The sequence below is a fragment of the Amycolatopsis sp. MtRt-6 genome (genome assembly GCF_017308975.1).
Lineage (GTDB): Bacteria > Actinomycetota > Actinomycetes > Mycobacteriales > Pseudonocardiaceae > Amycolatopsis.
In genome coordinates this window covers 89,422-112,662 of record NZ_JADWPD010000006.1, presented here as the reverse complement: position 1 = coordinate 112,662, position 23,241 = coordinate 89,422, and the positions used below count along the sequence as shown (strand labels likewise).

General features: G+C 71.3%; 22 protein-coding genes. 9 read left to right on the top strand and 13 right to left on the bottom strand.

Annotation, left to right across the window (positions count from 1 at the left end; translation table 11 throughout):
* Positions 1 to 14: 14 nt before the first annotated feature.
* Complete coding sequence (gene groES, locus I4Q55_RS12990; protein ID WP_004559922.1) at positions 15 to 308, bottom strand: co-chaperone GroES; 294 nt, start codon at positions 306 to 308, stop codon at positions 15 to 17.
* A gap of 784 nt (positions 309 to 1,092) precedes the next feature.
* Between groES and I4Q55_RS12985 the strand changes: the two genes are divergently transcribed.
* Entirely contained in the window at positions 1,093 to 2,973 is a 1,881-nt protein-coding gene (locus I4Q55_RS12985; protein WP_206787758.1) for an N-acetylmuramoyl-L-alanine amidase, read from the top strand.
* 21 nt (positions 2,974 to 2,994) lie between these two features.
* Here the strand turns inward: I4Q55_RS12985 and I4Q55_RS12980 are convergent, their stop codons facing one another.
* Together I4Q55_RS12980 and xrtP are read right to left on the bottom strand one after the other, a co-directional pair.
* Entirely contained in the window at positions 2,995 to 4,371 is a 1,377-nt protein-coding gene (locus I4Q55_RS12980) for a glycosyltransferase (protein ID WP_206787757.1), read from the bottom strand.
* The gene (gene xrtP, locus I4Q55_RS12975) at positions 4,368 to 4,877 is read right to left on the bottom strand and encodes an exosortase P (RefSeq protein ID WP_206788094.1); all 510 of its coding nucleotides are present in this window, start codon (positions 4,875 to 4,877) and stop codon (positions 4,368 to 4,370) included. The genes I4Q55_RS12980 and xrtP overlap by 4 nt, the downstream gene beginning before the upstream one ends.
* 363 nt (positions 4,878 to 5,240) lie before the next feature.
* On the opposite strand from xrtP, the gene I4Q55_RS12970 reads away from it, so the two are divergent.
* The 5 genes from I4Q55_RS12970 to I4Q55_RS12950 all read left to right on the top strand — a co-directional run bounded on the left by I4Q55_RS12970 (position 5,241) and on the right by I4Q55_RS12950 (position 9,206).
* Positions 5,241 to 6,008, top strand: coding sequence for a choice-of-anchor P family protein (locus I4Q55_RS12970; protein ID WP_206787752.1), 768 nt, complete (start codon positions 5,241 to 5,243; stop codon positions 6,006 to 6,008).
* 11 nt (positions 6,009 to 6,019) lie between these two features.
* Positions 6,020 to 6,199: an LPXTG cell wall anchor domain-containing protein gene (locus I4Q55_RS12965; RefSeq protein WP_206787744.1), complete on the top strand. Its 180-nt coding sequence runs from the start codon at positions 6,020 to 6,022 to the stop codon at positions 6,197 to 6,199.
* Between the two features lie 102 nt (positions 6,200 to 6,301).
* On the top strand, positions 6,302 to 7,441 hold the full coding sequence (wecB, locus tag I4Q55_RS12960; protein WP_206788092.1) for a non-hydrolyzing UDP-N-acetylglucosamine 2-epimerase: 1,140 nt from the start codon (positions 6,302 to 6,304) through the stop codon (positions 7,439 to 7,441).
* A 41-nt stretch (positions 7,442 to 7,482) separates the two neighbouring features.
* Entirely contained in the window at positions 7,483 to 7,980 is a 498-nt protein-coding gene (locus I4Q55_RS12955; protein ID WP_206787740.1) for a hypothetical protein, read from the top strand.
* A complete protein-coding gene (locus tag I4Q55_RS12950; protein WP_206787738.1) occupies positions 7,977 to 9,206 on the top strand; it encodes an HNH endonuclease signature motif containing protein in 1,230 nt (409 codons plus the stop codon). Before I4Q55_RS12955 ends, I4Q55_RS12950 begins: the two co-directional genes overlap by 4 nt.
* Positions 9,207 to 9,579: 373 nt before the next feature.
* On the opposite strand, the gene tsaD is transcribed toward I4Q55_RS12950, so the two are convergent.
* Genes tsaD through tsaB form a run of 3 tightly spaced genes read right to left on the bottom strand, consistent with a single transcriptional unit; the run spans position 9,580 to position 11,767 of the window.
* On the bottom strand, positions 9,580 to 10,626 hold the full coding sequence (gene tsaD, locus I4Q55_RS12945; protein ID WP_206787736.1) for a tRNA (adenosine(37)-N6)-threonylcarbamoyltransferase complex transferase subunit TsaD: 1,047 nt from the start codon (positions 10,624 to 10,626) through the stop codon (positions 9,580 to 9,582).
* Complete coding sequence (gene rimI / locus I4Q55_RS12940) at positions 10,626 to 11,105, bottom strand: ribosomal protein S18-alanine N-acetyltransferase (RefSeq protein WP_206787729.1); 480 nt, start codon at positions 11,103 to 11,105, stop codon at positions 10,626 to 10,628. The genes tsaD and rimI overlap by 1 nt, the downstream gene beginning before the upstream one ends.
* Positions 11,102 to 11,767, bottom strand: a complete 666-nt coding sequence (gene tsaB / locus I4Q55_RS12935) for a tRNA (adenosine(37)-N6)-threonylcarbamoyltransferase complex dimerization subunit type 1 TsaB (protein ID WP_206787727.1) — start codon at positions 11,765 to 11,767, stop codon at positions 11,102 to 11,104. The genes rimI and tsaB overlap by 4 nt, the downstream gene beginning before the upstream one ends.
* 99 nt (positions 11,768 to 11,866) lie before the next feature.
* On the opposite strand from tsaB, the gene I4Q55_RS12930 reads away from it, so the two are divergent.
* From I4Q55_RS12930 to I4Q55_RS12920, 3 genes are all read left to right on the top strand, one after another.
* Positions 11,867 to 13,291: an acyl-CoA synthetase gene (locus I4Q55_RS12930; protein ID WP_206787725.1), complete on the top strand. Its 1,425-nt coding sequence runs from the start codon at positions 11,867 to 11,869 to the stop codon at positions 13,289 to 13,291.
* Positions 13,284 to 14,615: a carboxyl transferase domain-containing protein gene (locus tag I4Q55_RS12925; RefSeq protein ID WP_206787723.1), complete on the top strand. Its 1,332-nt coding sequence runs from the start codon at positions 13,284 to 13,286 to the stop codon at positions 14,613 to 14,615. Before I4Q55_RS12930 ends, I4Q55_RS12925 begins: the two co-directional genes overlap by 8 nt.
* A gap of 78 nt (positions 14,616 to 14,693) precedes the next feature.
* Positions 14,694 to 15,656, top strand: a complete 963-nt coding sequence (locus tag I4Q55_RS12920) for a serine hydrolase (RefSeq protein WP_206788090.1) — start codon at positions 14,694 to 14,696, stop codon at positions 15,654 to 15,656.
* A gap of 21 nt (positions 15,657 to 15,677) precedes the next feature.
* On the opposite strand, the gene tsaE is transcribed toward I4Q55_RS12920, so the two are convergent.
* The 7 genes from tsaE to I4Q55_RS12885 are packed head-to-tail and all read right to left on the bottom strand — an operon-like array spanning position 15,678 to position 23,234.
* Positions 15,678 to 16,139, bottom strand: coding sequence for a tRNA (adenosine(37)-N6)-threonylcarbamoyltransferase complex ATPase subunit type 1 TsaE (gene tsaE / locus I4Q55_RS12915; protein ID WP_206787721.1), 462 nt, complete (start codon positions 16,137 to 16,139; stop codon positions 15,678 to 15,680).
* The gene (locus I4Q55_RS12910) at positions 16,136 to 17,233 is read right to left on the bottom strand and encodes an alpha/beta fold hydrolase (protein WP_206787712.1); all 1,098 of its coding nucleotides are present in this window, start codon (positions 17,231 to 17,233) and stop codon (positions 16,136 to 16,138) included. The genes tsaE and I4Q55_RS12910 overlap by 4 nt, the downstream gene beginning before the upstream one ends.
* A complete protein-coding gene (alr, locus tag I4Q55_RS12905) occupies positions 17,230 to 18,360 on the bottom strand; it encodes an alanine racemase (RefSeq protein WP_206787710.1) in 1,131 nt (376 codons plus the stop codon). Before alr ends, I4Q55_RS12910 begins: the two co-directional genes overlap by 4 nt.
* A gap of 29 nt (positions 18,361 to 18,389) precedes the next feature.
* Entirely contained in the window at positions 18,390 to 19,481 is a 1,092-nt protein-coding gene (locus I4Q55_RS12900; protein ID WP_206787708.1) for an ABC transporter ATP-binding protein, read from the bottom strand.
* Between the two features lie 3 nt (positions 19,482 to 19,484).
* Complete coding sequence (gene xylB / locus I4Q55_RS12895; protein WP_206787706.1) at positions 19,485 to 20,915, bottom strand: xylulokinase; 1,431 nt, start codon at positions 20,913 to 20,915, stop codon at positions 19,485 to 19,487.
* On the bottom strand, positions 20,905 to 21,738 hold the full coding sequence (locus I4Q55_RS12890; RefSeq protein ID WP_206787704.1) for a DeoR/GlpR family DNA-binding transcription regulator: 834 nt from the start codon (positions 21,736 to 21,738) through the stop codon (positions 20,905 to 20,907). The genes xylB and I4Q55_RS12890 overlap by 11 nt, the downstream gene beginning before the upstream one ends.
* Positions 21,735 to 23,234 carry an NAD(P)H-hydrate dehydratase gene (locus I4Q55_RS12885; protein ID WP_206787702.1) on the bottom strand — a complete coding sequence of 500 codons (1,500 nt, stop codon included), beginning with the start codon at positions 23,232 to 23,234 and terminating at the stop codon, positions 21,735 to 21,737. The genes I4Q55_RS12890 and I4Q55_RS12885 overlap by 4 nt, the downstream gene beginning before the upstream one ends.
* Positions 23,235 to 23,241: the final 7 nt, after the last annotated feature.

Below are 23,241 nucleotides of genomic sequence, written 5' to 3'. Positions count from 1 at the left end.
GCTGCGAGCGGACGTCAGTTGATGACGGCCAGCACGTCGCGGGCGGACAGGATCAGGTAGTCCTCGCCGTTGTACTTGACCTCGGTGCCACCGTACTTCGAGTAGATGACGACATCGCCGACGTTCACGTCGAGCGGGACACGGTTGCCCTTGTCGTCGATCCGGCCCGGGCCCACGGCCAGAACCTTGCCCTCCTGGGGCTTCTCCTTGGCGGTGTCGGGGATGACGAGGCCGGAAGCGGTCGTCTCCTCGGCCTCGCTCGTCTGGACAACGATCTTGTCCTCGAGCGGCTTGATGTTCACGCTCACCGGGTTGACCTCCACGGTCGTCGAAAGCGTTGGCAGGATGTGGTTACGGCTCTACCACCCCCGCCGTCGCGGGTGCCGGGGCTGTTCGGGCCGTGCATTTAGCACTCTAGCCAGGTGAGTGCCAGTCGTGCAAGGAGGGTCCACCCGACGTGCGACAGGGCCCCTGACCGGCCCCTTTGCGCCAACGCCTTGAGAGCGGCGCCCAGCTCCGCCACACTGGCGGAGCAACAGGTAGTCAGGTCTGGTGGGTTCCCCGGAACCGAAAGGCCCGCGGCTTGGTGGCCGCGCAAGGGCCGGGGGAGGCACTTGACGTGACGATCTCTTGCAACGCCGGCCAGCCTGCGACCCCCGGCGAAGTGCACTAGCCGGGGGTCGTGGCCGCCCGCGGGAGAGCACAGGCCACGGACCGGCGCCCCGCCCCCACCCCCGCTTCCTCCCCCACCCCCGCTTCCTCCCCCACACCAAGCCGAACCAGACAACGGCCCCAAACCACCCGCCCTACACCTCCCCGCCCCTCGTCCCAGCCGCAGTCAACACCGGAGAGCCGGGGTCAAGGGTGAGCGAAGCTCATCGCGAAGCGACGCCGAAGGCGCCCTTGAGGCTGGCTCTCCGGTGTCGAACAATCGAGGACGAGGAGCGGGGGAAACCCGGCAGCCTCTCCAGCCGGAGCAGCCGGAGCAGCCAGAGCAGCCGGAGCAGCCGAACCAGCGCAGCCCTTACCGGAGACGTGAGTTTCTGGTTAGGTTCTGACCTCTGGCACCTGCACCCTGGGGGTTCATTGCCCATGTCCCACCCCATCCCGAGAGCCGCGGCCGTCACCGCGGCCATCACCCTCCTCACCAGCCTGGCCGCAGCCCCGGCGCAAGCCCAAGCCGACCCCACCTCCCAACGCCAACGCGACTTCACCGCGGCAGCGAAAGAGTTCAACGTCCCGGAGAACATCCTCCTGGGCGTCTCCTACCTCGAGTCCCGCTGGGACACGAACGCCGGAACACCCAGCACCTCGGCCGGCTACGGCCCCATGCACCTGACAGACCTCCGCGAAGCCGGCGTAGCAGGCACCCACCACGACGAAGGCTCCGAAGACCCCCGAGGCGACGACGCCCGCCCCGCGGTCCACCCGCAGGCCGGCCCGCCGGCCCCACCCCCGGCCCTGCAGACCGTCGACGAGGCCGCCCACCTCCTGCGGACCGACGCGCAAACGCTCCGCACCGACGCCAAGCAGAACATCCGCGGCGGCGCGGCCCTCCTCGCGAAGTACAACACCGACAACAACTGGTACAACGCGGTGGCCCGCTACAGCGGCTCCACGGACAAGGCCGCCGCACAGACCTTCGCCGACGAAGTCTTCGACACGATCAGGACCGGCACCACCAGGACCACGGACGACGGCCAGCAGGTCACCCTGGCCCCGACGCCCGGCATCGAAGTCCCGCAGCACGCCGACACGACGCCGAAGAACGTCGAATGCCCCCGCAAGGTGACCTGCGAGTCCGTCCCGGCCCCGTACCAGGAGCTGCCGAACGACGACTACGGCAACCACGACCTCGCGGACCGGCCGGACAGCCAGAAGATCGACCACATCGTCATCCACGACACCGAGGGCTACTGGGCCAACGTCCTCGACCTCGTGCAGGACCCGACGTACGTCAGCTGGCACTACAGCATCCGCTCGGCCGACGGCCTGATCGCGCAGCACGTCCCGACCAAGGACGTCGGCTGGCACGCCGGCAACTGGTACGTCAACGCGAAGTCGATCGGCATCGAGCACGAGGGCTTCGCCGCGAAGGGCACCTGGTACACCGAGGCCATGTACCGCACGAGCGCGAAGCTCGTCGGCTACCTCGCGCGCAAGTACGGCATCCCGCTCGACCGCGCGCACATCATCGGCCACGACAACGTGCCGGGCACCACGCCGGCGACCATCCCGGGCATGCACTGGGACCCGGGCCCCTACTGGGACTGGTCGCGCTACTTCGACCTGATGGGCGCGCCGCTCGGCGGGTTCGGGCTGCCCGGCTCGTCGCTGGTCACCATCGACCCGGACTTCGCGAAGAACCAGCCCGCGTTCACCGGCTGCGACAAGTCCGGCAGCGGCACGCCCTGCACCCTGCGGGGCTCGGAAGCCGTCGTACTGCACTCGGCGCCCAGTGAGTCCTCACCGCTGCTGGTCGACATCGGCCTGCGCCCGAAGGGCACGCCGTCGACCATGGACGTCGCCGACATCGGCAGCCGGGTCGCCACCGGGCAGCGGTACGCCGTCGCCGAGGTGCGCGGCGACTGGACGGCGGTCTGGTACCTCGGCCAGAAGGGCTGGTTCCACAACCCGCGCGACGCCCGGGTCGCGAAGCCCGCGTTCGGCTGGGTCGTGACGCCGAAGCCCGGCCTCGCGACGGTGCCGGTGTACGGCCGCGCCTACCCCGAGCCGGAGGCCTACCCGGCCGGCGTGACCGTGCAGGCCATCACGCCGCTGCCGTACACGCTCGCCGCCGGCCAGAAGTACTCCTCGGGCGGGACGGTCGGCTCCGAGTACTACTGGGCGACCACCTTCGACCCGGCGAACCACGTGGTGGTGAAGGGCAAGCTCAAGTACGTCCAGATCCAGTTCGGGCACCGGATCGCCTTCGTCAAGGCCGACGACGTCCGGATCGTCCCGGCGTTCTGACCCACCGGGTGGAGGTCGCGCTCACGCGTCGAGCGCGACCTTCACCCCGGCCGCCTGCTCGGTGTTGCGGCGCGTCTTCGCCCAGCCGTTGCGCCCGCGGACGAGCCGGAACAGCGCGCGCCACGACGTCACGTAGAACGTGTAGATGTATGCCGCGTACGCGAGGCCCATGCCCAGTCCGCGCAGGACGTTCTTGCTGCGCAAGCACTTCAGCTGGTAGATCGGGCCCCAGACGAGGAACGGCAGCAGCCCGAACGAGCCGTAGATGGCGAACAGGATCCAGGCTCCCTCGGTGAACCACGTCCACATTTGCGCCGGGTCGCCCGCGGTGCCGATCAACAGCAGCACGAACGGGATCGGGTACAGCAGCGAACCCAGCAGCTGCAGCCACGGCTGGGCCAGGTAGTACATCATCTCCGCCGCGCCGAGCGTGCTGACGTGCGGTGAGTCCCAGATCCGGCGCAGGTACCGGGCGCACTGCATGGTGCCCTGACCCCACCGCGTGCGCTGCACGAGGAACCGGCGCAGGCTGTACAGACCTTCCTGCGACACATGGGAATCCGGGGTGAACCCGGTGCGCCAGCCGGCCGTGAGCAGGTGGACGCCGAGTTCGAAGTCCTCCAGCAGCGAGCCGCGCCACGGCTGTTCGTCGTCGCCCGCGATCGAATCCAGCGCGGTGAGGCGGGTGAACTGGCCGTTGCCGCCCATGGAGATCGTGCCGGTGAACCCGCGGGACGTCTGGATGGCCGCGATCGCCGTGCGGAACTCCAGGTCCTGCAGCTGCGCGAGCTTGAGACCGAACCAGCGGCCGACCGGGTTGCGGCTCGGCGGCGGCGTGCCGGCGTTGCCCATCCGGACGTCCAGCTGCACCGCGCCGATCTCCGGGTCGCCGAACAGGTGGTCCGCCGCGCAGACCTCCAGGCAGTTCGGCGCCGGGCGGCCGTCGGCGTCGACGACCACGACGACGACGTCGTCGCGGCTCGCGTCCGGGCCCATCCAGTCGTTGAGGGCGCGGTAGGCCGCGTTCAGCGCGTCGCCCTTGCCGGTGCGGGCTTCGGGGCGCACGCGCGGCACCAGGTGCAGGTACGGGTCGTAGCCGCCGTGCCGCCGCCACAGCATCCGGACGACGCGGGCGGTGCGGTCCTCGGAGTCGTCGTCGACGACCCAGACGTGCGCCTTGCGGAAAGTCGTGCGCAGGTAGCGGATCGTCTCGCGGATGACCGTCTGCTCGTCGCGGCACGGTACGAAGAAGTGCCATGTGAAGTCGCCCGGGTCACCGACCGGGCCGGGCTTGCGGCGCAGGTAGGGCACCACGATCACCACGACGTAGACGAGGAACGCCACGCTCATCGTGAGCGCGAACGCCTGCGTGATCGCCAGCAGGACCTTGACGCTCATGCCTTCTTCTTCCGCGTGGCGAGCCAGACGAACAGGACGAGCGAAACGGCGCCGCCGAACACGCTCACCATCGAGCCGAGCAGCGTGTGGCCCCAGTAGTAGCCCTCGTCGGTGCCGAACCCGTGCACGAGCCCGACGATCGTCAGAATGCGCAGCTGGTTCACCAGCACGACGACGACCGCGGAAATGCCGAGCGAAAAGAAGAGCCGCCGCGCATTCGACGGCCGGAAGTACAACATGGCCATGGTCACAACGAGCAGCGGGAGCAAAAGGAACGCCGAAGAACATTCCGGCGTCATTCTCAACCCGAACGGAGCAGCGCTCGTCAACCCAAAGTAAACAGACTCCCGATCGGGTGCCACATAAACACCCGATGTAGTGAACAGATCGAGGATCGCGCCGGCGAGCCGCACTTCCAGTTCGCGGTAGAACCGCTCGGCCAGCACCACCACGACACCCGCCGCGGCCAGCGCGCTCAGCGCCGCGACCAGCGGAAACCGTGTCATTCCTGAGTTCGGAGCGCTCGCTACCGCCACGACGTTCCTCTCGGTGTCGATTTCCCGATCAAGTTGCGGACCCCGGCCGAGCGTAGGACATGTGTGCCTCGCGTTTCCACTCGGTGGGGTGGAAACGCCGCCCCAATCGGTTGGCCCTTCGGCGAACTTGTTACGCCATCCGAGTGATATCGAAAACGACCAGCGGAAACGGCGTCCAGCGATACCCGATCCGGTGATTCGGAAAATTTTGTGTGCTATTCGGCCCGGTCTTCGCGATAGTCGATCCGCGTGCCGAGTCGAGGCAAGCCGGTTCGATCCGCGCCGCCGTCACGCAACCCCGGATAAATCCAGCGAAATTCGGAGGACCACTTGATGAAGAGCTCCCTCGTGCGCCGTGGCGGCCTGCTCGCCGCGGTCGTGGCGAGCGTCGTGCTCGCCGGCGCGGCCCCCGCTTCGGCGGCCCCCGGCGACGGGTCCGCGTACGGCGTCAAGGTCGACGTCAAGCTGCTCGGCCAGGACGCGGTGAAGGCGGGCCCGTTCGCGGCCGCGACCACCGAAGGCCCGACGAGCAGCAGCCTGGCGAAGGTCGACCTCACCGGCATCCTCACCGCCGGCGCGATCAACACCGAGGCCAAGCGCGACGAGAACTCCGGTGCGGTGACGGCGAAGGCGAGCACCGCCGACGTCACGCTGCCGCTGCTCAAGGCGGCGCTCGGCAACGTCGGCATCAAGCTCGTCGAGGCCGTCTGCACCGCGACGCAGAAGGGCGTCGAAGGCAGCACGAAGCTGGTCGGCGCGAACCTCGGCAGCGTCGGCGCGGTCGACGCCGCGCCGGCCGCGAACACGCAGATCAAGGTGGGTCTCGGCGCGCTCAACGTCGCGACGATCATCCTCAACGAGCAGATCAAGAACAAGGACGGCAGCCTCACGGTCAATGCCGTCCACGTGAAGCTGCTCGGCGAAGGGCTCAAGGCGCTCGGCTCGGGTGACGTGATCGTTTCGTCGGCGACCTGCGGCCCGGCCGCGCCGCCGATGCCGCTGGCGTCCGGCGCCGGGCTCTGGATCGGGCTCGGCCTGCTCGGCGCCGTCGCGGTGCCGATCGGCACCCGCATCGTCCGCCGCCGTTCCGCTCAGGCCTGAGTGGGGTCCGGATGTACAGGATGCCGGGCGCCGGGGTCGGCGTGGCCGGTGGCGGGGTGGGCACCCTCGCCGCCACCGGCGCCGACATCGGGTGGTGGCTGGCCCTCGGCGTGCTGCTGGTCCTGCTCGGGACCGGCGCGCTGATCGCCGTCCACCGCCGCAACCGCCGTCTTTCCCAGGCGCGGGACTGAGACGGTGCCCCGGGCCGCCGGCGTGTGCCCCTCGCACGCCGGCGGCCCGCACGGGTCGAAATCTGCCGGACAATGGACGATGTGGAGAAGGGGCGGCACGGGGTGGACGTGATGTTGCTGGCCGGGACGCGGCCGGAAGCCGTCAAGCTCGCGCCGCTGGCCCTGGCGCTGGCGGCGCACCCGGCGCTGCGCCCGGTCGTGGTCCACAGCGGCCAGCACCCGGGCATGGTCGAGCAGGCGCTGGAGCCGTTCGGGCTGGCCGTGGACGTGTGGCTGAACGTGCCACCGCGGGTCACCGGCGGCCAGGCCGAGCTGGTGGCGGGCCTGCTGCCGGCACTCGACGACGTGCTGCGCCGCCACACCCCGGCGGCACTGGTGGTCCAGGGCGACACGACGACGACACTCGCCGGCGCGCTGGCGGCGTTCTGGCTGGGCATCCCGGTGGTCCACCTGGAGGCCGGGCTGCGCACCCACGACCTGGCGGCGCCGTTCCCGGAGGAGGGCGCGCGCCAGATGGTGTCCCGGATAGCGGCCCTGCACCTGACGCCAACGGCCGGCGCGGCGGCGGCGTTGCGTTCGGAAGGCGTTGCACGCCAACAGATAGCGGTCACGGGCAATACGGTGGTCGACGCGGTGCTGGCAATCGCGGCCCGCGACCTCCCCGCCCGCGACACGGCGCTGGCGTTGCTGGAGATGGAGATAGCGGAGGCGGGCGAGCGGCTGGTGCTGGTGACATCCCACCGCCGCGAGTCGTGGGGCGAACCCCTGGAGCGAACGCTGGCGGCGGTGCAGCTGATCGTGGCCGAGCACCCGGACGTCCAGGTGCTGTTCCCGGCCCATCCCAACCCCCAGGTCCGCACCCAGGTGGAGGCGGCACTGGGCGGCCTGCCCCGGGTGACGGTGACGGACCCCCTGGAGTACCCGGACCTGGTCCGGGCGTTGCGCCTGGCATCGCTGGTGCTGACGGATTCGGGCGGCATCCAGGAGGAGGCACCGACGTTCGGCACCCCGGTGGTGGTGCTGCGGGACGTGACGGAGCGCGCGGAGGTGGTGGAGGCGGGCTGCGCGTGGCTGGCGGGCACGGACACGGCGGGCATCGTGGACCTGGCAGCACGGTTGTTGAGCGGAGAGCTGCGGCCGGCCCAGGTGGGAAATCCGTACGGGGAAGGAAACGCGGCGGTGTTGGCGGTGGCGGCGATCGAGGAGCTGCTGGGCGTACGCACCGCGGCGACGGTTTCCTGAATCGGTCGCGGGCCCGCATCGGGGCGACGACACTGACGCGCGTGCACGTCGAACTCACCGCCGTGGCCGAGGCGGACAAACCGGTGCTGGCGAACCTGCTCCAGCTCTACCAGTACGACTTCTCCGAGATCCGCGAGCTGGACCTCACCCCACACGGCACGTTCACCTACCGCTACCTGGATCCGTACTTCACCGAGTCCGGCCGCGAGGCGTATTTCATCACCGTCGACCACACACTCGCCGGCTTCGCCTTGCTGCGCAACGACGTCGACGACGGCGGGCACCCGGCTCCGATTCACCGCCTAGGACCGGTATCGAAGTCGTCGCGGACTGGGTTTCCTGCACGGCTTCGCCGTGGCGTGGGGAATCGGCGCTCCACGGGGTTGTGTTGCGTCGTGGTCGGTAGCGTCGATTCCCCACGCTTCGGTTGCCCTGCCGTGGTTTCCGGTGTTCTGGGGTGCGGACAGCGGCTTTACCTTTTGTTCCCACCGCATCGAGTGATGACCCTGTGTTCGATCGCCGGTAGCTTGGAGATATGACCAACGACGTGGCTCTCTCCTCCGAGGCGGTGGCTCTCGCCGACCGCCTCGGTGAGCTGGTCGCGTCGATGCGGTCCGCTGAGGCCGAAGTCGGGGCCCTGTTGGTGGAAATCGAGCAGCGCGGGGTGATGGAGCTGTTCGGCTATCGCTCCGCTGCCCGGCTGTTGGAGCATCTGGCCGATATGCCGAAGCCGGCTACGGAACGGGTGATCAAACGCGCCCGCCTGCTCAATCCCGGCCGCAACCTCGACGGCAGCCCCATCCCCGCCCTGGCGCCCGCGACCGGGGTTGCGGCCCGTGCTGGGCGGTTGAGCAACCCGATGATCGACGTGATCACCTCTGTGCTGGCCCAGGTTCCGCCCGAGCATTGCGCGAGTGCCGAGACCAACCTGCTGGCATTCGCCGAGGAGGCCGGGCACAAGCAGGTCGCTGCCCTCGGTGCCCGCATCCTCGCCCACCTGGTTCCCGACGGTCCCGAACCCGACGACACCGAACCCACGGCTCCGACCCGGGAACTGTTCCTGCGCCACAAAAGAACCGGGATCTGGGAACTGAGTGGCCGGTTCGACGACGAGACCGGCACCCGCGCCCACGCCCTGCTGGATGCTCTGGCCGAACGCCGCACTGGCGACGACGGTCCCGACTTCCGCACCACCCCGCAGCGCTACGGGGATGCCTTCTCCGACGCCGTCGACCTGGCTCTGAATTCTCCGGAGTTGCCGATGCAGGCCGGGGAACGAGCCCACGTCATGGTCGCCGTGTCGTTCGAAGACCTGAAATCCGGCGTCGGCAAGGCCACCCTCGGCGACACCGGGACGATGACCGCGGCCGAAGCCCGGGTGCATGCCTGCGACGCCATGATCATCCCCGCGGTGCTGGGCGACAAAAGCGAACCGCTGAATCTCGGTCGCCTCCGCCGGTTGATCTCCGCCGGGCTGCGCCGGGCATTGTTCCTCCGGGATCGGGGTTGTGCCTTCCCGGGCTGTCATCGGCCACCCCGGCACTGTCAAGGTCACCACATCCGGCACTGGGCAGATGGCGGCCCCACAGATCTCACCAACCTGGTCCTGATGTGCGCCCACCACCACCGGTTGCTGCACCGCTCGGGCTGGGAAGTCCGCATCGCCGCCGACGGGTTACCGGAGTTCCTGCCACCAGTGTTCATCGACCGGCGCCGAAAGCCAAGGCGCAACAACCTCCACGAACCACTCCCATTCGCAGCCTGAACACGGGAAAGGCCCGCAGCCCAACGGCTACGGGCCTACACCCACGAGCACACCACAAGCCACCCGTCGATCGCGGCCCGCGACCCCAGCAACACGGGGCCCAGACCCCCCGCAACCCCGATCCGAAGCCAGAACACGGCCGGCGGCACCGGGTCAAGGCACGCTTTCCCGCCTTGACGCGGTGCCACCGGCCGTAGTCACAATGAAGGCTTCGGGGTGGCGGAGAGAAACCGGCCAGACAGACACGAAGATCACCGACCGCCCCCGACGGCTCACCGCACGCATCCGACACAACCCCCAGGTCAGTCTCGCGCTCGTAGACGGCTCTCCACCGAGTACGAGTACCGGTCGGCCGATGGCTGCTGAAGGGAACCTAAAGCGAAACCACGCTGACCGGCAAAGCCGGATTGGCACTGAAGTCCAACGGCGCCGTCGGCCGCTTCCCAGCCACAACATGCGCCCCCAACGCGGCAATCATCGCCCCGTTGTCCGTACACAGCCTCGGCCGCGGCACCCGCAGCTCGATCCCCGCCGCAGCACACCGCTCCGCCGCCAGCTCCTTCAACCGCGAATTCGCCGCCACCCCACCGGAAATCACCATCGTGCCGATCCCCTGCTCCTTCGCCGCGCGAACCGCCTTGGCCGTGAGCACGTCCACGACGGCCTCCTGGAACGACGCCGCGACATCCCCCACCGGGATTTCCTCACCCCGCCGCCCAGCGCCTTCCACCCAACGCGCCACCGCAGTCTTCAAGCCCGAGAAAGAGAAATCGAACGCGGCGTCACGCGGACCGGTCATCCCCCGCGGGAACGCGATCGCCGCCGGGTCACCGTCCTTGGCCGCCTTGTCGATCGGCGGCCCACCCGGGTACGGCAGCCCCAGCACCCGCGCCACCTTGTCGTACGCCTCCCCGGCCGCGTCGTCCACAGTGGACCCCAGCTCGGTGATCGACGACGCGATGTCGTCGATGCGCAGCAGCTGCGTGTGCCCACCGGAGACCAGCAGCGCCAGGCACGGTGTCGGCAGCGGCCCGTGCTGCAGCGTGTCCACCGCGATGTGCCCGGCCAGGTGGTTGACACCGTAGAGCGGCACGTCCAAAGCAGTCGCGTACGCCTTCGCCGCCGAGACGCCGACCAGCAGCGCACCCGCCAGGCCCGGCCCCGCTGTCACCGCGATCGCGTCCACATCGGACAGAGAGAGGCCCGCTGCGGCGAAGGCACGCGAGGTCGTCGGGACCATCGCCTCCAGATGAGCCCGGCTGGCGACCTCGGGCACCACGCCGCCGAAGCGGGCGTGCTGCTCCACACTCGAAGCCACCTCGTCGGCCAGCAGCTCGACCGTGCCGTCGTCGTGCAGGCGGACCAGGCCGACGCCGGTCTCGTCGCACGAGCTCTCGATACCCATGATGATGCGTGCCATCAGCCCGCCACCCCGTCTCGCGTCCGCGCCGGGCGGACCATCGTGTACGCGTCGGCGCCGGAAGGCTGGTAGTAGCGCTTCCGGATGCCGAGCCGTTCGAAGCCGTGGCGCTCGTACAGGGCGAGCGCGGTCGTGTTGTCCGTGCGGACCTCGAGGAAGACCGGCGCCTCGAACTCGTCGGCCCGGGCCAGCAGTGCCCGCAGCAGCGCCTTGCCGATGCCCTGGCCCTGGTGTTCGGGTGCGACGCCGATCGTGTGCACGGTCGCCTCGTACTCGCCGCGGCGTCGCCCGACGACGGCCAGCCCGGCGTAGCCGAGCAGCTCGTCGCCCTCGTCCGGGCGCGCGGCGAGATAGAAATTGCCCGCGTCCAGCTCGGAATGGAACGCGCGGGCGCTCCACGGGTCGTCGCCGGGGAACAGGATCTGCTCGATCTCCACGCACCGGGCGATGTCCATGCGGCGCAGGGGGCCGAGTCTCACGGGACGGTCACCCGTTTCGGCGCGGCGGGCTCGGCGGCGTCCGGACGACGCAGGTACAACGGCGTCAGCGGCGCCGGGGGCGCCGCGGCGAGCAGGGCCTCCCGGGCGACCTTCACCAGGCCGGCGGGCGACGGGAAGCGCGGCTCGATCGGCCGGACGCCGAGCGCGTCGGCGTACAACAGCGCGCCGTCGCCGGCCGCCACCTTGACGTCGGTTTCGAGGTCGGCGGGGCACTGGACGTGCGGCCCGTCGGTGCGCTGCCCCGCGGCGTCGTAGGCGGCCCAGTAGACCTCGCGGCGCCGGGCGTCGGTCAGCACGAGAAAGGCGTGGTCGCCCGGGGCGACGTCGGCGGCCAGCGCGTCGAGGCTGCAGACCGGGTACACCGGGATGCCGAGGGCGTGGCCGAGCGCGGCGGCGGTGGCCATCCCGGCACGCAGGCCGGTGAACGGCCCGGGACCGACACCGGCGACGATCGCGTCGAGGTCCTTGAGGGTCACGCCCGCGGCTTCGGCGGAGGCCAGCGCGTGCGGCGTGATCAGCTCCCCGTGGGCGCGGGGGTCGACCGTGACACGCTCACCGCGCGTCTCGACCAGGCCGCCGTCCAGCGCGACGACGCCCGCTGTCACCGCCGGGGTCGAGGTATCGATCGCCAGTACCAACACGGTGTCCCAGCCTACGACCAGCGTCTTCGGCCGCTTGCTGCAGGGGATCGATCCGCGCGGTAACGTGCTGATCGAGTCCGACACTGGGAGGTCCCCGCGGTGCCCGACCCGTTGTTCCCCACGCTCGTCGCCGGTGCCGGAAAAGAAGCCTTGCGCTTCGGCGACCACGCCCTGACCTACGACGACCTCGCCGCCGTCGCCGGCGGTCTCGCCCGCGAACTGCCGCCCGGCCGGGTCGCCGTCTGGGCGACGCCGACTGTGCACACGAGCGTCGCGGTCGTCGCCGCACTGCTCGCCGGGGTGCCGGCGGTGCCGCTCAACCCGAAGATCGGCGAACGCGAGCTCGCCCACATCCTCGCCGACAGCGAACCCGCGCTCGTCCTGGCCGAACCCGGCGCCGAGCTGCCCGCCGGGCTCGCCGCCCTGCCGCGCCGGGACATCCCGCTGACCGGCGGGAAAGCGCCACTCGCGGACGAGCCCGACCCGGAAAGCCCCGCCCTGATCGTCTACACCTCGGGCACCACCGGGCCGCCGAAGGGCGTCGTACTCCCCCGCCGGGCGCTCGCGACCACACTGGACGCCCTGGAAGACGCCTGGGAGTGGAGCGCCGAAGACGTCCTCGTGCACGCGCTCCCCCTGTTCCACGTGCACGGGCTGATCCTCGGCATCCTGGGCCCGCTGCGCCGCGGCGGTTCGGTGCGCCACCTCGGCCGGTTCTCGACCGAAGGCGTCGCCCGCGAACTCTCGAACGGCGCCACGATGCTGTTCGGCGTCCCGACGATGTACCACCGGATCGCCGGCGAAGTCGGCTCCGACACCGCGCTGGCCGACGCGCTCAAGCAAGCCCGGCTGCTGGTCTCCGGGTCCGCGGCCCTGCCGGTGCACGACCACCAGCGGATCACCGCGGCCACCGGCCGGCAGGTCGTCGAGCGCTACGGCATGACCGAGACGCTGATGAACACCAGCGTCCGCGCGGACGGCGAGCGCAAGCCCGGCACGGTCGGCGTGCCGCTCCCCGGCGTCGAACTCAGGCTGGTCGGCGACGCCGGCGAAGTGATCGACGACGTCGAGACCGTCGGCGAGATCCAGGTGCGCGGCCCGAACCTGTTCACCGAGTACCTCAACCGGCCGGACGCGACCGCGGCCGCGTTCGACGACGGCTGGTTCCGCACCGGCGACATGGCGACGCGCGACGCCGACGGGTACGTCAAGATCGTCGGGCGCAAGGCGACCGACCTGATCAAGAGCGGCGGGTACAAGATCGGCGCGGGCGAGATCGAGAACGCGCTGCTCGAACACCCCGGCGTCGCCGAGGCGGCCGTCACCGGCGAGCCGGACGACGACCTCGGCGAGCGGATCGTCGCGTGGATCGTGCCGTCCGGGGAGCCACCGGCCGCGGAGGAACTCGCCGACCACGTCGCGAAGCTGCTCGCGCCGCACAAGCGCCCGCGGGTCGTCCGGTACCTGGACGCGTTGCCGCGCAACGACATGGGCAAGGTCATGAAGCGGACGCTCGGTGCCTAGGCTGCCCGCGCGCGAGATCGTCGGCGCGATCGGAAGCGGGTTCACCGAGTTCCCGACCCCGCTGCGCGAAGAGCCCGCCGACGGCCCGATCCACTGGCCGGGGTACCGGGAAGCGCGTGCCGCGGCGGAAGAACGCACCGGCGAGAAGGAGTCGGTCGTCTGCGGCACGGCGAAGATCGGCGACGTCGAAGCCGTGCTGGTCGCCTTCGAGTTCGGCTTCCTCGGCGGGTCGCTCGGGCAGCGCACCGGCGACCGCATCGAGGCGGCGTTCGCCCACGCCCGCGACGTGCGGCTGCCGGTGGTGTCGCTGATCGCGACCGGCGGCAGCCGCATGCAGCAGGGCATGCGCGCGTTGATGCAGCTGCAGCGGGTGGCGCGGGCGTCGGCGTTGACGCGGTCGGTGGGCATCCCGCAGATCTCGGTGCTGCGCGACCCGACGACCGGGGGCGGCTGGGCCACGCTCGGCGCGGGCGCCGACGTCATCCTCGCGCTGCCGGACGCGCAGGTCGGGTTCGCGGGCTCGCGGGTGCGGCCGCCCGGTTCGCCGGAGGCCTACACCGCCGAGGCGAAGCTCGAGTGGGGCCAGGTCGACGCGGTCGTGGCCCCGGATGACCTCGGCGCGGCACTGGAGCGGTGGCTGCGGCTGCTGACCGCGCGTTCGACGGCCGCGGCGCCGCCGCCTGCCGCGTTGCGGGCCGCTTCGCTGCCTTCGACGGGCTGGGAGGCGGTCCAGGCCGCACGGTCACCGTCCCGCGCCCGCGCCGCCGAGTACCTCGACGCGTACTTCGACTGGCGCCAGGACATCAGCGGCGACCGGGTGGGCGGCGCGGATCCCGGTGTCGCGTGCGGCTTCGGCTGGCGTGACGGACGGACGATCGCGTACGCCGCCCAGTGCGGCACACCGACGTTGCCCTCGGGCTTCCGGACGGCGGCCCGCCTGGTGCGCCTGGCCTCCCGCCTGGGCATCCCGGTCCTGACGCTGGTCGACACCCCGGGCGCGGCGAACGACGCGGCGGCGGAGCGGGCGGGCGCGGGCGGCGCGATCGCGGAGCTGTTCGAGGCGGTGGCCACGGCCTCGGTCCCGGTGACGACGCTGGTGATCGGCGAAGGCGGCTCGGGCGGCGCGCTGGCGTTCGCCGCGGCGGGCTCGACGTGGGTGACACCGGACGCGTACTTCTCGGTGACGTCCCCCGAAGCCGCGGCGGCGATCCTCAAGCGGCCGGCGGCGGAGGTGCCGGACATCGCCAACCAGCTGCACCTGCGGCCGCAGGACCTGGTCGACCTCGGCGTGGCCCGCGCGGTCGTGAGTGAGAAACAGCGTTAGAACACTGTTTCTCACTCACGAGGTCCGTGGTTGGATCTTGCGATGGGGTATCGACTCAACAGGCGCGCGGCGTTCGGTTTGGGAACCGCCGTCGCCGCCGGAAGCATTCTGGCCGGCTCTCCCGCGTACGCGCAGGAAGCAGACATCGAGGCCAGCCCGGCCACGCCGGACCTGGCCAGGCAGAAGGTCAAGCGCGTCTACGACGACGCGGCCGCCGAGGCGGGCGGCATCTGGAACTCCTACATCAGCGTGGCCGGCCAGGTGGCCGTCGACGTGGCGTCCGACGAGATCGTCGAGGCGTACAGCGTCAACAAGGTGGCCGTCGCGGTCACCTTGATGGACAAGATCGACCGTGGCCTGCTCACGCTGGACCAGCAGGTCCAGGTGCCGGCGAGCATCGTCGTGCCGGGTGGCGACGGCATCATCATCCTGGACAAGGCGTACCCGAGCGCGTTCACGCTGGGGCACGTCCTGTCGCTGTTCCTCACGGTTTCGGACGACACGTGCGTCCGGCTGGTGGGACTCGTGGTCCCGGCGGCCGAGATCAACGAGATCCTGGTGGCCAAGGGCTTCCCCAAGACCCAGGTCACGCCGGTGGCCAACCCGAACCGCTACTTCCTCGGCAAGACCACTCCGCGCGAGACCCACGACCTGCTGAAGGCGCTGGTCGCGGGCACACTGCTGAGCCCGGCGTCGACGGAGTACCTGCTGTCCATCCTGCGGTCGCAGGTGGCGTTCACCGACGGTGTCCGCCGCGAGATGTCGTCCGTCGACCGGGCGAGGATCGCCACGAAGGCGGGCTGGCTGAACGACGGCCGCAACGAGGCGGGGATCATGTTCGACGCCGCGGGCAAGCCGGTGGTGATCTACTCGATGTTCGCGCACGGCCAGGCGAACCCGGAGGACTTCGGGGCCACGCACCCGGTCCGGCAGGCCACCGCGAAGATGGGGCCGAAGTTCCTGCGCGCGGTGGACAAGATCGCGGGCGCCGGCACCAGGACGTTCCGGGCACCGGCCTACCGGCAGTACAACGGCGGCTGAGCGCGGCTACCTGGTGCGGGCCTACGCCCGCACCAGGTCCGGAACCCGGTCGGCCCAGGTGCCGTGCGGTTCGAGGGTGATCTCGCGGAAGTCGTCCTCGCGCCGGTCGAGGCGGACCACCAGGTAGTCGTCCGACAGGCGCTCCGCCGAGCCCTCGCCCCACTCGACCACGATCGCCGAGCGCTCCAGGTCCGTGTCCAGGTCCAGGTCGTCCAGCTGCGACAGGTCCCCGCCCAGGCGGTACGCGTCCACGTGCACCAGCGGGACACCGGCAGCACCAGCCGGGTGGACGCGGGCCAGGACGAACGTCGGGCTGCTGACCCGGCCGCCGACGCCGAGGCCGTCCGCGATGCCGCGGGTCAGCGTCGTCTTGCCCGCGCCCAGCGGGCCGGCCAGGAGGACCAGGTCACCCGCCCGCAGGGCGCGGCCGAGCGCCCGCCCGAAGTCCATGGTCTCTTCGGGGGTCGGGAACACGAAACTCAACGCTGCCACCACCAGGTTCGCCGGGACGAGGTCACGCCGTCCACACCGGAACAGCGTTGCAGGAGATCGATCAGATGGCTGTTCACCAGCTCGGGCTGCTCGAGCTGGACCATGTGGCCGGCGCCGCGGACGCGGACCAGCTCCGCGTCGGGCAGCTCGGCCGCGATCCGCTCGGCGTGCGAGAACGGCGTGAACCGGTCCGAATCGCCGCCGACGACCAGCACTTCCGCGTGCTTCAGGCCGGCCAGCGCGGCATAGCGGTTGTGGCTGCCGAGCGTGTCGATGAAGTTGACCAGCCCGCGGACCGGCGTCACTTCCAGCATCTCGAGCATGAAGTCGACGAGCCGCGGAGCGACGTCGCGGCTGCCGAACGCCAGCCGGCGCACGGCTTGGCGCGTCAGCTGGCCGCCCGCCGCGCGGACGAACTCCACCAGCCCCGGCTGCCAGCCGGCGAGACCGCCGGCGGCGCGCGTCAGCGGGTTGTACTTCGAGAGCAGCGAACGCGGCAACCCGCGTGCCCCGACTTCGCCCGCCGCCGTCGCGATGAAGGCGACCCCGCACACGCGGTCTTCGAACAGCTCGGGGAACTCGGCGGCCAGCTCCATGATCACCATGCCGCCCATCGAGTGCCCCAGCAGCACGATGGGCCCGTCCGGCACCACGGACCGCAGCACGCAGTCCAGGTCGCGCGCCAGCTGCTCGATGGTCGACGTCTCCGCGGACGCCGCGCCGGACAGGCCGTGGCTGCGGTGGTCGTAGTACACCTGACGCACGCGCGGCAGCCTCAGCTTCGCCAGGTCGCGGCGCTGGAAGTGCCAGCAGCGCCGCGAAAGCGCGAAGCCGTGGACTCCCACGACGGTCAGTTCCGGTTCGCCGCCGTCTTCTGGGTCGATCTCCTCGACCGAAAGCGGCGTGCCGTCCTCGGCCGCGACCGTCGAAGTGCGGTCGGGCTTCAGCTCCCCCAGCGGCTCGTCCACGTACGGATCCTCACTGTGCCGCCGCTGCTGCGCGGCGACGGCGATGGCGGCGGCGGTGCCGGTGGCCAGGGCCCCGACCCCGCCGGCGATGGCCAGCAGTCGTCGTGAAGGTGTCACTCGCTCGTCCCCAGATACCGGCGCCGCACCCGCGGGCGGTACATCGAGGTGACGATTTCGTAGTCGATGGTGCCCAGCTTGCCGGCCCATTCGCGGGCGGTCGGCTCGCCGTGCGTCCCCGCGCCGAACAGGACGACCTCGTCGCCGACGGCCGGTGCGTAGTCGCCGCAGTCGACCACCAGCTGGTCCATGCAGACCCGCCCGGCGACCGGCCGCCGCTGCCCGCCCAGCCAGACGTCCATCCGGCCGGACAAGCTGCGGGGCACACCGTCGGCGTACCCGGCCGGGACGAGCGCGAGATTCGTGTCCCGCTCCGCCGTCCAGGTGTGCCCGTAGGACACCGATTCGCCGGCTTCGACGCGCTTGACCAGGGCGACCGCGGACCGGAACGTCATGGCCGGGCGCAGGTCTTCGGCCTGCGGCACCGGGTTCAGCCCGTACATGGCGATGCCGGGCCGGACGACGTCGAAGTGCAGGTCGGGCCGGGTGAGCAGGGCCGCGGAGTTCGCCAGGTGCCGCAGCGGGTCGAGCCCGGCCGCGCGCGCGGCGTCGTAGGCGTCGGCGAAGCGCCTGGCCTGCAGGTCGATCGAGGGGTGCCCGGGTTCGTCGGCGCACGCGAGGTGGGACCAGATCGCGACGACCTCGACCCGCGGTTCGGCGGCCGCCGCTTCGACCAGTTCGGCCCAGGCGGACGGCGGGCAGCCGTTGCGCGAGAGCCCGGTGTCGATTTTGAGGTGCACACGAGCCCGGGTACCCGGTTTCGCGGCGGCCGCGATGCGGCGAAGCTCACCCAGCGAGCTGGCGGCGAGGTCGATGTCGTGCTCGATGCCCGGCGCGAAGTCGACGTCCGGGGTGTCCAGCCAGCTGAACAGCCTCGTGGTGATCCCGGCCTCGCGGAGGGCGAGGGCTTCGCCGAGCGAGCAGGTGCCCAGCCAGGACGCCCCGGCCTCGACCGCGGCGCGCGCCACCGGCAGCGCGCCGTGGCCGTAGGCGTCGGCCTTCACCACGGCCATCACCTCGGCGCCGGGCGCGCGGGCGCCCAGCAGGGTGAGGTTGTGGCGGATCGCGTCGAGGTCGATGTCGACCTGCGCCCTGGGGCTGCGTTCATGGGAAAAACTGGAAGACATGGCGCCTTCCAGTTTCCCATGTCCCGAGGTCAGGGCAGGCGCGCCCCGGACGTGGCGGAGAACACGTGCAGCTCGTCCGGCCGGATCCGCAGGTGGACCGTGTCACCCATGGCGGGCGGCGTGCGCGGGTCGACGCGGGCGACGATGTTGGACTTCGTGCCCTCGGCGTCCGTCTCGGCCAGCTTGCCGTAGACGTACGCGTCCGAGCCGAGCTCCTCGACCAGGTCGACCTTGATCGGCACCGAGCTGTCGCCCTCGGTGGTCACCTCGAGGGACTCCGGCCGGAAGCCGAGGGTCACCTTGTCGCCGTCCGCGGCCGCGATGACCTCGCGGGTCAGCGGCACGCTGCCGCCGCCCAGCTCGGCGCCGTCCGCCGTCAGCTTCGCGGTCACCAGGTTCATCGCCGGCGAGCCGATGAAGCCCGCGACGAAAGCGTTTGCGGGCTTGTCGTACAGCGCGCGCGGGGTGTCGCACTGCTGCAGCAGACCGTCCGACAGCACCGCGACGCGGTCACCCATCGTCATGGCCTCGACCTGGTCGTGCGTGACGTACACCGTGGTGACGCCGAGGCGGCGCTGGAGCGCGGCGATCTGCGTACGCGTCGACACACGCAGCTTCGCGTCGAGGTTCGACAGCGGCTCGTCCATGAGGAAGACCTGCGGCTCGCGGACGATCGCGCGGCCCATCGCGACGCGCTGGCGCTGACCACCGGAGAGCGCCTTCGGCTTGCGGTCGAGGTATTGCTCGATGTCGAGCAGCTTCGCCGCCTCCAGGACCTTCTGCTTGATCTCGGACGCGGGGCGGCCGGCGATCTTCAGCGCGAAGCCCATGTTCTGCGCGACCGTCATGTGCGGGTACAGCGCGTAGTTCTGGAACACCATCGCGATGTCGCGCGAACGCGGCGGCAGCTGAGTGACGTCGCGGTCGCCGATCCAGACGGCGCCTTCGTCGATGTCCTCGAGGCCGGCCAGCATGCGCAGGCTGGTCGACTTGCCGCAGCCGGACGGGCCGACCAGCACGAGGAACTCGCCGTCGGCGATCTCCAGGTCCAGCGCGTCGACCGCGGGCCGCTCGGCACCCGGGTAGCGGCGGGTCGCCTTGTCGTAGGTGATGGAAGCCATCGGTCAGTCCTCTCCGAGATTCCGCCGGACCCCGTAAGCCGCTTCGCGGGCTTCGAGGTGGCGCTGCTGGATCCGGTGGCCCTCGGCGCGCTGCGCCTCGGTCGGCTCGTCCAGCTCGAGCCGAAGCTTCTGGTTCTCCTGCCAGGACGGGGGTTCCGCACTGGAAGCGAGGGCCCACGCCGCCTGCCGCGCCGCGCCGAGCGCGACGTACTCGGCGACTTCGGGCAGCTGCACGGGCACCCCGAACACCAGCGGCGCGACCGCGCGGACGGCGGCCGACTGCGCGCCCCCGCCGATCAGCAGCACGCGCTGGACGTCGAGGCCGTGCGCGCGCACCGCGTCGAGGCCGGCGGCCAGGCCGCAGAGCATGCCTTCGACGGCGCTGCGCGCGAGGTTCTCCGGGGTCATGTTGTCCCTGGTCAGCCCGGCCAGCGAGCCGGTGGCGCCGGGCAGGTTCGGGGTGCGCTCGCCGTCGAGGTACGGCAGGAACGTCAGCCCGCCGGCCCCCGGCTCGGCGGCCAGGGCGAGCCGGTCGAACTCGCTGAGCGTCGCGCCGAGCATCGCGGCCGTCGCGGTCAGGACGCGGGCGGCGTTGAGGGTGCAGGCGAGCGGGAGGAAGCGGCCGGTGGCGTCGGCGAACCCGGCGACCTCGCCGCTGACGTCGGCCGCGCCGGTCTCGGCGACGCCGAACACGGTGCCGCTGGTGCCGAGCGAGACGACGGCGTCGCCGGGCTTGAGCTCGAGTCCGAGCGCGGCGGCCATGTTGTCGCCGGTGCCGGCCGAAACGAGCACGCCGTCCGGGGTGTGGCCGGCCGCTTCGGCCGGGCCGAGCACGGTGGGCAGCTCCGGCGTCCGGCCGCCGAAGGCGTGGCTGAGGACGTCGAGGCGGTAGGCGTTGTCGGACGGCGAGAAGTAGCCGGTGCCGGAGGCGTCGCCGCGGTCGGTGACCGGGTCGCCGCCGGTGAGCTTCCAGGTCAGCCAGTCGTGCGGGAGCAGCACACGCGCCACGCGGTCGGCGAGCTGAGGCTCGTGCTCGGCCAGCCAGCGCAGCTTCGTGACGGTGAAGCTCGCGACCGGCACCGAGCCGACGGACTTCGCCCAGGCTGACGGCCCGCCGAGCTCGTCGATGAGGTCGAGCGCCGCCTGCGCGGACCGGGTGTCGTTCCACAGCAGCGCGGGCCGGACGACCTCACCGGCTTCGTCGAGGGTGACCATGCCGTGCTGCTGGCCGCCGACGCCGATGGCCTTGACGCCGTCGAGCACGCCGTTGGTCGCCTCTTGGAAGGCGTCCCACCAGGCGTCGGGGTGCACCTCGGTGCCGTCGGGGTGCGGCGCGCGGCCGGTGCGGACGATTTCGCCGGTTTCGGCGTCGCACACGACGACCTTGGTCGACTGCGTGGACGAGTCGATGCCGGCGACCAGCTCAGCTGTCATAGGGCTGCCCCTCTGCGACGTGTTCGACGATCTCGATCGCGGTGCCCGCGTTGAGCGCGGCCTCGATCTCCTCGGTGGGGGTGAACTCACCCGTGATCAGCAGGTCGTAGTCGCCGACGTCGCCGTGCGCGTACGTGGCGGTGCGGCCGAACTTCGAGTGGTCGACGACGAGGACGCTCTGGTTCGCGACCTTCAGCGCGGCCTTCTTGAGCTCGGCGTAGTCGCGGTCCGGGTGGAAGAGCCGCCCGACGGCGACGGCGGTGACCGAGACGAACGAGACGTCGGCGCGGATCGAGTCGAGCAGGTTGAGCACCTCGGGCCCGGCGCAGGAGTCGTACTCGTGGCTGTAGCGGCCGCCGGCGAGCACGACGTCGACCTTCGGCCCGAGCAGGCGGGCGGCGTGCAGCGAGTTGGTGACGACGGTGAGGGCGTCGATCTCGGCGAGCCGCTTGACCAGCGGGAGCAGGGTGGTGGAGTCGTCGACGAAGACGGTCTGGCCGGGCTGGACGTGCTTCGCGGCGGCCGCGCCGAGGGCGTCCTTCTCCCCGTGGTGGAGGGTGTCGCGGAACCGGGCGGCGGTCTCGATGGTGAGCGCCGGGTAGGCCTCGACCTTGCCGCGGAGCTTGCGGAGAAGGCGGCGTTCGGCCAGGTCGTCGAGGTCGCGGTGCATGGTCATCAGGCTGACCTTGAACCTCGACGTCAGATCGTCGATGCGGGCTTCGCCCTGCTCGATGACGTGGTCGAGGATGTCCTGCCGCCGCTGTTCGACGACGGCATCGGACGGCCGGGTCTTCCGGTCTCCGGGTACTGTGCCGCCGCTCACACGGACTTCTTACCAGATTTGCCGCGCGAAGTTAACAGAGAACTCGATAAGACTTCTCGGGACGTTAGCGAGCGGATCGAGCGGATGGCCCCGGGAATGGCGTGGACCAGGCCGGAGGCCGAGGTCGGCGCGTTCTGGGCCGCGATCGCCCCGGCCAGCGAGTGGACGTTCGCGGCGGCCGCCGCGGCCAGCCAGGGGTCCAGCCCGGCCGCGAGGAGGGCGCCGACCAGGCCCGAGAGGACGTCGCCCGAGCCCGCGGTGGCCAGCCAGGCGCCGCGGGGGGTGTTCACCGCGGTCCGGCCGTCCGGGGCCGCGATCACCGTGCAGTGGCCCTTCAGCAGCACCACCGCGTCGTACTTCTTCGCCGCTTCACGCGCGGCGGCCACCCGGTCCTTTCCGGGTGCCCGGCCCATCAGGCGCTCGTACTCGCCCGCGTGCGGGGTCAGGACCAGCGGGGTGTCCGGGTCGCGGGCGTCGAGGACGTCCGGGGTCTTCGCGATGATCGTCGTGGCGTCGGCGTCCGCGCAGACCGGGACGCCCTGGCCGAGCACGTACCGCAGGACGTCGCGGCCCTCGGAGCCGGTGCCGATGCCGGGGCCGACCGCCCAGGCCTGGACGCGGCCGGCGTCCGCGACCGTGCCCGTCGCGATGATCTCCGGCCACTGCGCGCGGACGACGTCGGCCGCGTGGCCCGCGTAGCGCACGAGGCCCGAGGTCGCGCGGACCGCCGAGCCCGCCGCGAGCACCGCCGCGCCCGGGTACGTCGCCGAGCCCGCCGCGATGCCGACGACGCCCTGGCTGTACTTGTCGTCTTCGGGACCGGGGACCGGCCAGGCGGCGGCGACGTCGACGATGTCGAGCCGCTGGAGGTCGGGCTTCTCCAGTTCGAGGCCGATGTCGACCAGCACGACCTCGCCGCAGTGGGCGGGCGCGAGCGCGTGCACCGGCTTGAGCGCGCCGAAGGTGACGGTTTTGGCTGCCCGCACCGCGGGACCATCGACCGCGCCGGTGTCCGGGTCGACGCCGCTGGGCAGGTCGACCGCGACGATCGGCGCCTCGACCAGGGCCACCAGCCGGGCCGCGTCCGGGCGCAGCGGGCCCCGGCCGGAGATGCCGACGATGCCGTCGACCACGACGTCGGCCTTCGCGATCCACTGTGGACCGTCCGCGGCGGGCACCGCGCGGCCGCCGGCGCGCTTGAGCGCCTTGAGTCCTTTGGCGTGGGCCTTCTCGGGCTTGAGCAGGATCGCCGTCACGGCCACTCCGCGACGGCGCAGGAACGCGCCGGCCCAGAGCGCGTCGCCGCCGTTGTCGCCGGAGCCGACCAGCAGGACGACCCGGCGGCCGGAGACACCGCCGGTGTGGTCGTCCAGGAAGTCCGCGAGGTGCACCGCGAGCCCGAAGGACGCTCGCCGCATCAGCTCGCCTTCCGGCGTCACGGCGAACGCCCGCCCCTCCGCTTCGCGAATCCGTTCCGTGGTCCAGATTCCCTGCACGGCGGCG